We start from the raw sequence: 7,346 nt of genomic DNA, 5'->3' as shown, positions 1-7,346 counted from the left end.
ACCGCCGTATACCGAACGGTACGTACGGTGGTGTGAGAGGTCGGTAGATAAAATAATTATCTACCTCCTACTCGATTTATATGTATATTAAACTAGTTAGTATTTATCTTATACAAATTGCTTTGCCACTAATATTATAAGTGCTGAAATACTTGCAGTTACAGGTATAGTTAAAATCCAAGCCCAAACTATATTTTTAGCAACTCCCCATTTAACTGATTTGAAATTTCTTGATGCTCCAACACCCATTATAGTTGTTGTCATTATATGAGTTGTGCTAACAGGGGCATGAAATAGGGAAGCGCTTAGGATTACAGAGGCAGCTCCGGTTTGAGCTGCAAACCCACTTACAGGATTTAATTTTGCAACACCTGTTCCCATAGTTTTAATTATTCTTTTCCCGCCTAAAGAAGTTCCAAGTGCCATGGATAAAGCGCAACAAGCCATAACCCATACAGGAACGTCAAAAGTGCTTATAAAACCACCACTTAACAGTGACATTGTAACAATTCCCATAGATTTTTGTGCATCATTTCCACCATGGTTCAGGGCAACAAAAGCAGCAGCAACTACCTGAAGCTTTAAGAATATTCTATTTACTATACCAATTCTAAATGGCTTTAAAATCCAGTTAAGGAGTAGCATTAATATATATCCAACGATAAAACCAATAACAGGAGATAGAAATAGCCATAATACAACATTATGAAAAAGATTATACCAGTTTACAATATTAAATGATGAAGTATAAGCTATGCCTGCACCTACTAAGGCGCCGATTAAGGCATGAGAAGAACTACTTGGAATACCGAAATACCAAGTGATTAAGTTCCATATTATAGCTGCGATTAGCACACATAGAATAACCCATTGTGGAATAGCTTTACTGCTTACTATGTCATCACCTACAGTTTTAGCAACTGCTGTACCAGTAAAGGCACCAATAAAATTAAATATGGCACATAAAAGTATTGCGTTCTTTGGTTTTAGGGCTTTAGTAGTAATAGAAGTAGCAACAGCAGTTGCTGTATCGTGAAATCCGTTTATAAAATCAAATGCTAGAGTGAATACTACTATAAATATTGTTAAGATGATGGTGCTATGCATTCTTAATGACAACTCCCTCTACAATATTGGCAACTTTTTCACAGTTGTCTATAGTGTTTTCTAAGATTTGATATATTTCTTTCCATTTAATAACGGTTAATGGATCTGTGTCTTTTTGAAATAACTCTGCTATAGTTATTCTACCTATTTTATCTGCTTCACTTTCATACTTACTTATGTTTGAAATTTGTTCTGGAATATGCTTGGATTTATATCCATGTATTCTTAGTTCATCCATTAGTTCTACAAGACCTTTAGTAGCTTGTACTAATAAATCACCAATAATTTTAGATCCATCAGTACATTCTTCTATATTAAACATTATGAATCTGTGCATAGTTGAGTTAATTAAATCTAATATGTTATCCATTTCGTTTACGATTTCATATATATCTTCTCTGTCTATGGGAGTAATAAAAGCTTCGTTTAATTCTTTAATTACACTACGAACTAACTCATCTCCCTTGTCTTCTAAGTTTTCAGTTTTTATTACATCATCTTCCTTATTGGCTAAAGAGTCTAGATTTGCTCTTAATATTAGCGCAGCTTCATTTACATTTTTAGCTGAATCTGAAAACATTTTAAAGAATTTGTCTTCTTTTTGATTACTATTAAACATATGGTCACTCCTTCGTATAATATAGGAATACAATTTATACATACTCAAACACTATAAGTATATTCCTTTTGTGGAAAAATTGAAATAGTTTTTTTACTTGTAAAAAACTAATTTAGCTATATTTGTATATAGCCAATAACTTTTGTTATAATTTAACATAGGATATGGGGGTGCTAATATGAATGAAAAAATACTTATTGTAGATGATGAAAAAAGTATTTTAAATGTATTAACCTATGCATTAAAAAAGGAAGGTTACATAGTAGAAAGAGCCTATGATGGACAAGAAGCTCTTAATAAAGTAGAAAGTTTTAATCCACAGATTATAATTTTAGATTTAATGCTTCCTGTAATTAATGGTTATGATGTTTGCAAGAAATTAGAACATAAAAATATAGGAATTATTATGCTTACAGCAAAAAATGATATTGTTGATAAAATACTAGGATTAGAATTAGGAGCAGATGATTATCTAACAAAACCTTTTGATATAAGAGAAGTACTTGCGAGGATAAAATCATTATCAAGAAGAGTAAAGAAAAATAGTAACGAAAAACAAGATAAAAATATAATTAAAATAGGAGATTTATATGTTAACAAAACGCAAAGAACTGTGAGTATAAAAGAAGTAAAGATAGATTTTACTGCAATGGAATTTGATTTGATATATTTATTGTTATCTAATTTAGAGGTGGCTTATTCTAGAGAACAGCTTTTAGATAAAGTATGGGGAATTAATTATATTGGGGGGACAAGGACTGTAGATACACATGTTCAAAGGATAAGAAAAAAGTTAGGGGAGGATTATCAAAATTTGATACAAACTGTTCATGGAGTAGGGTATAAAGGGGTTGAACAAATAAGTGAAGATAGGAATCAAGTTTAAACTTATATCATTTACAGCTTTAGTACTACTACTTGTTATATCTTTTTTAAGTATTCTGGTACTGAGCGGAATTAAAAATTACCAAAATAAAGAGGCGGAATCTACTTTGTTTAAACAAAAAGATATGTTTGAACAATATTTTAGTGAAAGCTCTGATGCTGAAAATAATGGGATTAATAATAAGATGCAACAATCAGTTAGAGGAAGTATTTTTAATAAACCTTGGCTTAGAACAATACCCGCTAGTGTATATGATACAAAGGGAGAATTACTTTCAGGATTTAAATCAAATGGGAAATTCAATGAGAATAAAGATAAAGAAGAAATGATTAAAGTAGCTATTGATGGAAAAGTGTCTTATATAAAGGTTAATGATGTAATCTATTTTTATTCACCTATTAAGTATAGAAATGATATTGTAGCAATTTTAGAACTTGAATATTCAGTTAAAGAAAATGGTCTATTCTATAATAAAATTAAAAACTTATTTTATGGAACTGGTCTTATGGCATTAATTCTTGGAATACTAATTGGTATTATTTATTTCTTTAATTTTACAAGAGATATTTATAAAATGAAAAATTCAATAAAAAGCATTCAAAATGGAGAATTCAATAAGGTTGAACAGGTGCATCGTAATGATGAATTGGGAGAACTTAGTGAAGGATTATTATTTATGAGCAATACTATTGAAAAGAATATTGCAGAATTAAAAGTAGAAAGAGACTATTTAAGTATGGCTGTAAATAAATTAGAAGAAATGGACAAACAACAAAAAGAATTTATAGGAAATGTAACTCACGAATTTAAAACACCTATCACTACAATAAAAGCATATGCAGATTTAATTGGAATGTACAACAACGATTTAAGTTTAATTAATGAAGGATCAGTAAATATTTCTAAAGAGTGTGACAGATTAACGTCGATGGTAGATAGTGTTTTAAATTTATCTGCTTTGGAAAAATATGATTTTGAGGTAATAAAGAGTGAAGTGAATATAAAGGAAGCTTTTCATGATATTTGTGAAAGAATGATGGTAAAGGTTAGAAAGAATAATCTTACTATGAACTATGATATTGAGGATATTGTAGTTACAGTAGATGAAGAAAATATAAGGCATATTGTAATTAACTTAATTGATAATGCAATAAAATACAATAAGCCGGGAGGAAATATAGAAATTAGATGTTACAAAAATTATGACAGGATAGTGTTAAGTGTTTCAGATACTGGGATAGGGATTAAAGAAGAAGCTTTAGGTAAAATTTTTCAGCCATTTTATAGAGTTGAAAGTCATAGAAGTAGGGAATCAGGTGGCGTAGGACTTGGATTAGCATTAGTAAAATCTTTAGTAGAAAAATTAAATGGAACTATAGAAGTAGAATCCAATATAAATGAAGGAACTACTTTTTCTATGGAATTTCCTATATAGAGTTTACAAAATTGTGACATTCTTATTATATTTCTGTGATTAATATTTGTTAACATAGGAATGGTAAAGGAGAAAATTAGATGAATAGGAAAAAGGTTCTACTTATAATCTTGACTTTAGGAATTACAATTACCATGAGTTTTATTATAACTAAATATCTGGTGTTAAGTGATTATGAAGAAAAAATGAAGGTAATGGCATATATACCTTCTGCGGAAGTAAATGAAAGAGGATATCAGATTGATAAGTATGAAAAGATTAAAAGTATTGCTTGGTTAAGTAATAATGAAGTATTAACCTTGACTAGCAAAGATGGACAAGAAAAGGATGATGTAAGGGCTAAAGATATAAGTTATTGCAGTATTTATAATTTAAATACTAAGATGCATAAAGACTTTCAAGATGTGGATATAGCTGATTTTTTAGGAGTATCAGAAGATAAGAGATATGTACTCTATGGTGAAAAAATTATTAATTTAGAAGGTAATTTTCATAAGAATATAAAAGCGTTGGATTTATTTACAGGTGAAATTACAGATGTTGATACAGAGATGGCTAATGGCAATGCTGAGCTTAGGTGGTTAAGTGGAAATTACATTTTAGTGAACTATTTAAATAAGTGGGCAATAATTAATTTAGATGGGGAAGTTAATATAGAAGGTAATTACGAAAACAATTCAGGATATGCGCGGCTAACAGGTGTAGATGATATAAAAAACTCTGGAGATAATATAAGTGGTAAGTTTTACTATACACAAATAGATAATGAAAAAAATACTGCTAAAATATGTTCAATAGATATAATAACTAGAAATACAAAAATGATATACAAAAATGACATGATTTTCTATGCTGATAAAAAAGGGAAAAATATTATAGCAGATTATTATAAGAATAATGGAAAAAAATCTTCTAATGGAGTGTATTTGAATAGAAGTTTTGGACTCAATATTATTGATGATTCAGGTGAGATCACTAAAAGTATAGATTTGCCTATGGGAAGAATGTCAACATCTTATGTGTTGTCACCAGATGGGAGTAAAGCAGTTTATGTAGAAGGGCCAAATGGGATAAATTTAGGTAATAAAGATAAAGATTTTGCAGTTAAAGTCGTAGACATAAAAACTGGTGAGATAAAAGAAATAATTAAAGATTCGGGTTTAATTGATAAAAATACAGGGTATACTGGGAAAACTAGTGAGAAAACTGTATTTGGGAATATATCCAATATTAATTGGGATGATTCAAGTAGATCATTTTCCTTTACTTATGGAAGTTCAAATACAGGTGATTACAAGATAAGCACTTATATAGTTACTCTTGATAACTAGAGTATAAAATAGAAAATATTTTTCATTTGTGTTGAGCAAAAGAAAAGGAGTAGTAAAATGTGTGGATTTATTTCAGTCTTTAAAAAAAATCATTCAAGTAAAATAGATGAAAACAAAATAAGGAGATGCTTAGATAATATAGTTCATAGAGGACCTGATGATGAAGGTATTTATAATGATGAAGAAGCCATTTTAGGCTTTAGGAGGCTAAGTATTATTGATTTAGCTAATGGTCATCAACCTTTTGAAAAAGATTCATATGAAATTGTGTTTAATGGAGAAATTTATAATTATAAATCTATAAAAGAAAATTTGGAATTAAAAGGCTATGATTTTAAAACTAATTCTGATACAGAGGTGTTGCTTACTAATTACATTGAAAAAAAAGAAAAATCAATATATGACTTAAGAGGAATGTTTACATTTATTATATATAACAAAAATACAAAGGAAGTGTTTGGGGCTAGAGATCAGTTTGGAATAAAACCATTATATTATATAGATAACGAAGATTTTGTAGCTTTTGCATCAGAGTATAAGGCGTTAATGCCACTTATCAAAGAGCTGAAAGTGGATGAAAAAAGTCTACAAGAATATCTATCATTTCAGTATGTTCCAGGTGATAGAACTATGATAGAAGGTATTAAGAAAATTCCACCTGCTCATTATTTTAAGATTGAAGATAATAAGCTTGTTTTTAAGAAATACCATACTATTGATTTTAATGAACAAGATATAAGTAAAGAAGATGTATATAAAGTTATGGAGGATTCTGTTAATTCTCATTTGATTTCGGATGTGGAAGTAGGAACTTTTTTATCCGGTGGAGTAGATTCTTCTATAATAGCAGCCTTAGTTAAAAAGACTAATCCCAAAGTAAAATCTTTTACAGTAGGTTTTGATGTACCTGGTTATGATGAAATAGATATTGCAAAAAAGACCAGTGAAATTTTAGATATAGAAAATATTCATATTAATATAACAGAGGATGATTATATAAAAGCTATTAAGGAGGTAGTCTATAAATTTGACGACCCAGTAGCAGACCCTTCAGCAATAGGAGTGTATTATTTAACCAAAGAAGCGAGTAAACATGTTAAGGTAGTTTTATCTGGAGAAGGTTCTGATGAGTTATTTGGAGGATATAATATTTATAAAGAATATTTTTCATTAAAGCCAATTTTCATGCTTCCAAGGATAATACAAAAATTTATTAACTATATAGCAAAGAAGCTACCTAATAAAAAGGGTAAAAATTATTTAATTAGAGGTACTACACCACTTAGGGAAAGATATATAGGCAACGCAAAAATTTTTGATGATGAAGAGAGCAAGAAGGTTTTAGTAAATTATAAAGATGAGTATGGATTTAAAAATGTTGTGAAAGGAATTTTTGATGAAAGCAATATAAAAGGCTATAATTATGTTACTACAATGCAAAATGTAGATATCAACACTTGGTTAGAAGGCGATATTTTAGCTAAGGGAGATAAAATGGCTATGGCAAATTCTATAGAGCTTAGGGTACCATTTTTAGATAGAGAGGTGCTTGAAGTTGCTGAAAAAATTCCTTTAAATAAAAGAGTATCTAAAGAAAACACTAAATTACTACTAAGAGAAGCTTTTGAAGGGATAGTTCCTAAACATGTTGTAAATAGAAAAAAACTTGGGTTTCCAACACCTATTAGAGTGTGGTTAAATCAAAGATTGGGACAAATTGTTAAGGAAACAATAATAAATGCAAAAGTTAATAATTATATAGATAAAGAGTATGTTTTAAAGTTACTAGAAGATCATCAGAATCATAAAAGGGATAATTCCAGAAAAATTTGGGTTATATTTATTTTTTGCATTTGGCATCAAATTTATATAGAGAAAAACGCTGAAGAATTTTCTTTAGAAGAAGAAAATATTAATGGGTTTCAAGAAGATGATGAAAATGGTAAAGTTGCATTATAAGCATATTAC

6 protein-coding genes are annotated in these 7,346 nt (G+C 29.1%); 4 read left to right on the top strand and 2 right to left on the bottom strand.

Annotated elements, in window-relative coordinates; all coding sequences use genetic code 11:
• Nucleotides 1–108: 108 nt before the first annotated feature.
• On the bottom strand, nucleotides 109–1,107 hold the full coding sequence (locus H9661_RS05640) for an inorganic phosphate transporter (RefSeq protein ID WP_191767908.1): 999 nt from the start codon (nucleotides 1,105–1,107) through the stop codon (nucleotides 109–111).
• Nucleotides 1,100–1,726 carry a DUF47 domain-containing protein gene (locus H9661_RS05635; RefSeq protein ID WP_143316684.1) on the bottom strand — a complete coding sequence of 209 codons (627 nt, stop codon included), beginning with the start codon at nucleotides 1,724–1,726 and terminating at the stop codon, nucleotides 1,100–1,102. Before H9661_RS05635 ends, H9661_RS05640 begins: the two co-directional genes overlap by 8 nt.
• 178 nt (nucleotides 1,727–1,904) lie before the next feature.
• Here H9661_RS05635 and H9661_RS05630 point away from each other — a divergent pair, with 178 nt between their 5' ends.
• The 4 genes from H9661_RS05630 (at nucleotide 1,905) to asnB (ending at nucleotide 7,337) form a co-directional block, all read left to right on the top strand.
• Nucleotides 1,905–2,612: a response regulator transcription factor gene (locus H9661_RS05630; RefSeq protein WP_143316685.1), complete on the top strand. Its 708-nt coding sequence runs from the start codon at nucleotides 1,905–1,907 to the stop codon at nucleotides 2,610–2,612.
• Nucleotides 2,590–4,047, top strand: a complete 1,458-nt coding sequence (locus H9661_RS19995) for a sensor histidine kinase (protein WP_143316686.1) — start codon at nucleotides 2,590–2,592, stop codon at nucleotides 4,045–4,047. The genes H9661_RS05630 and H9661_RS19995 overlap by 23 nt, the downstream gene beginning before the upstream one ends.
• Before the next feature lie 80 nt (nucleotides 4,048–4,127).
• Nucleotides 4,128–5,378 carry a hypothetical protein gene (locus H9661_RS05620; protein WP_143316687.1) on the top strand — a complete coding sequence of 417 codons (1,251 nt, stop codon included), beginning with the start codon at nucleotides 4,128–4,130 and terminating at the stop codon, nucleotides 5,376–5,378.
• 57 nt (nucleotides 5,379–5,435) lie between these two features.
• On the top strand, nucleotides 5,436–7,337 hold the full coding sequence (gene asnB / locus H9661_RS05615; protein ID WP_143316688.1) for an asparagine synthase (glutamine-hydrolyzing): 1,902 nt from the start codon (nucleotides 5,436–5,438) through the stop codon (nucleotides 7,335–7,337).
• Nucleotides 7,338–7,346 lie beyond the last annotated feature (9 nt).

The organism is Clostridium cibarium, from assembly GCF_014836335.1.
GTDB lineage: Bacteria > Bacillota > Clostridia > Clostridiales > Clostridiaceae > Clostridium > Clostridium cibarium.
Note: the sequence above shows the minus strand (reverse complement) of the source record. Positions and strands in the feature narration are given on the sequence as shown.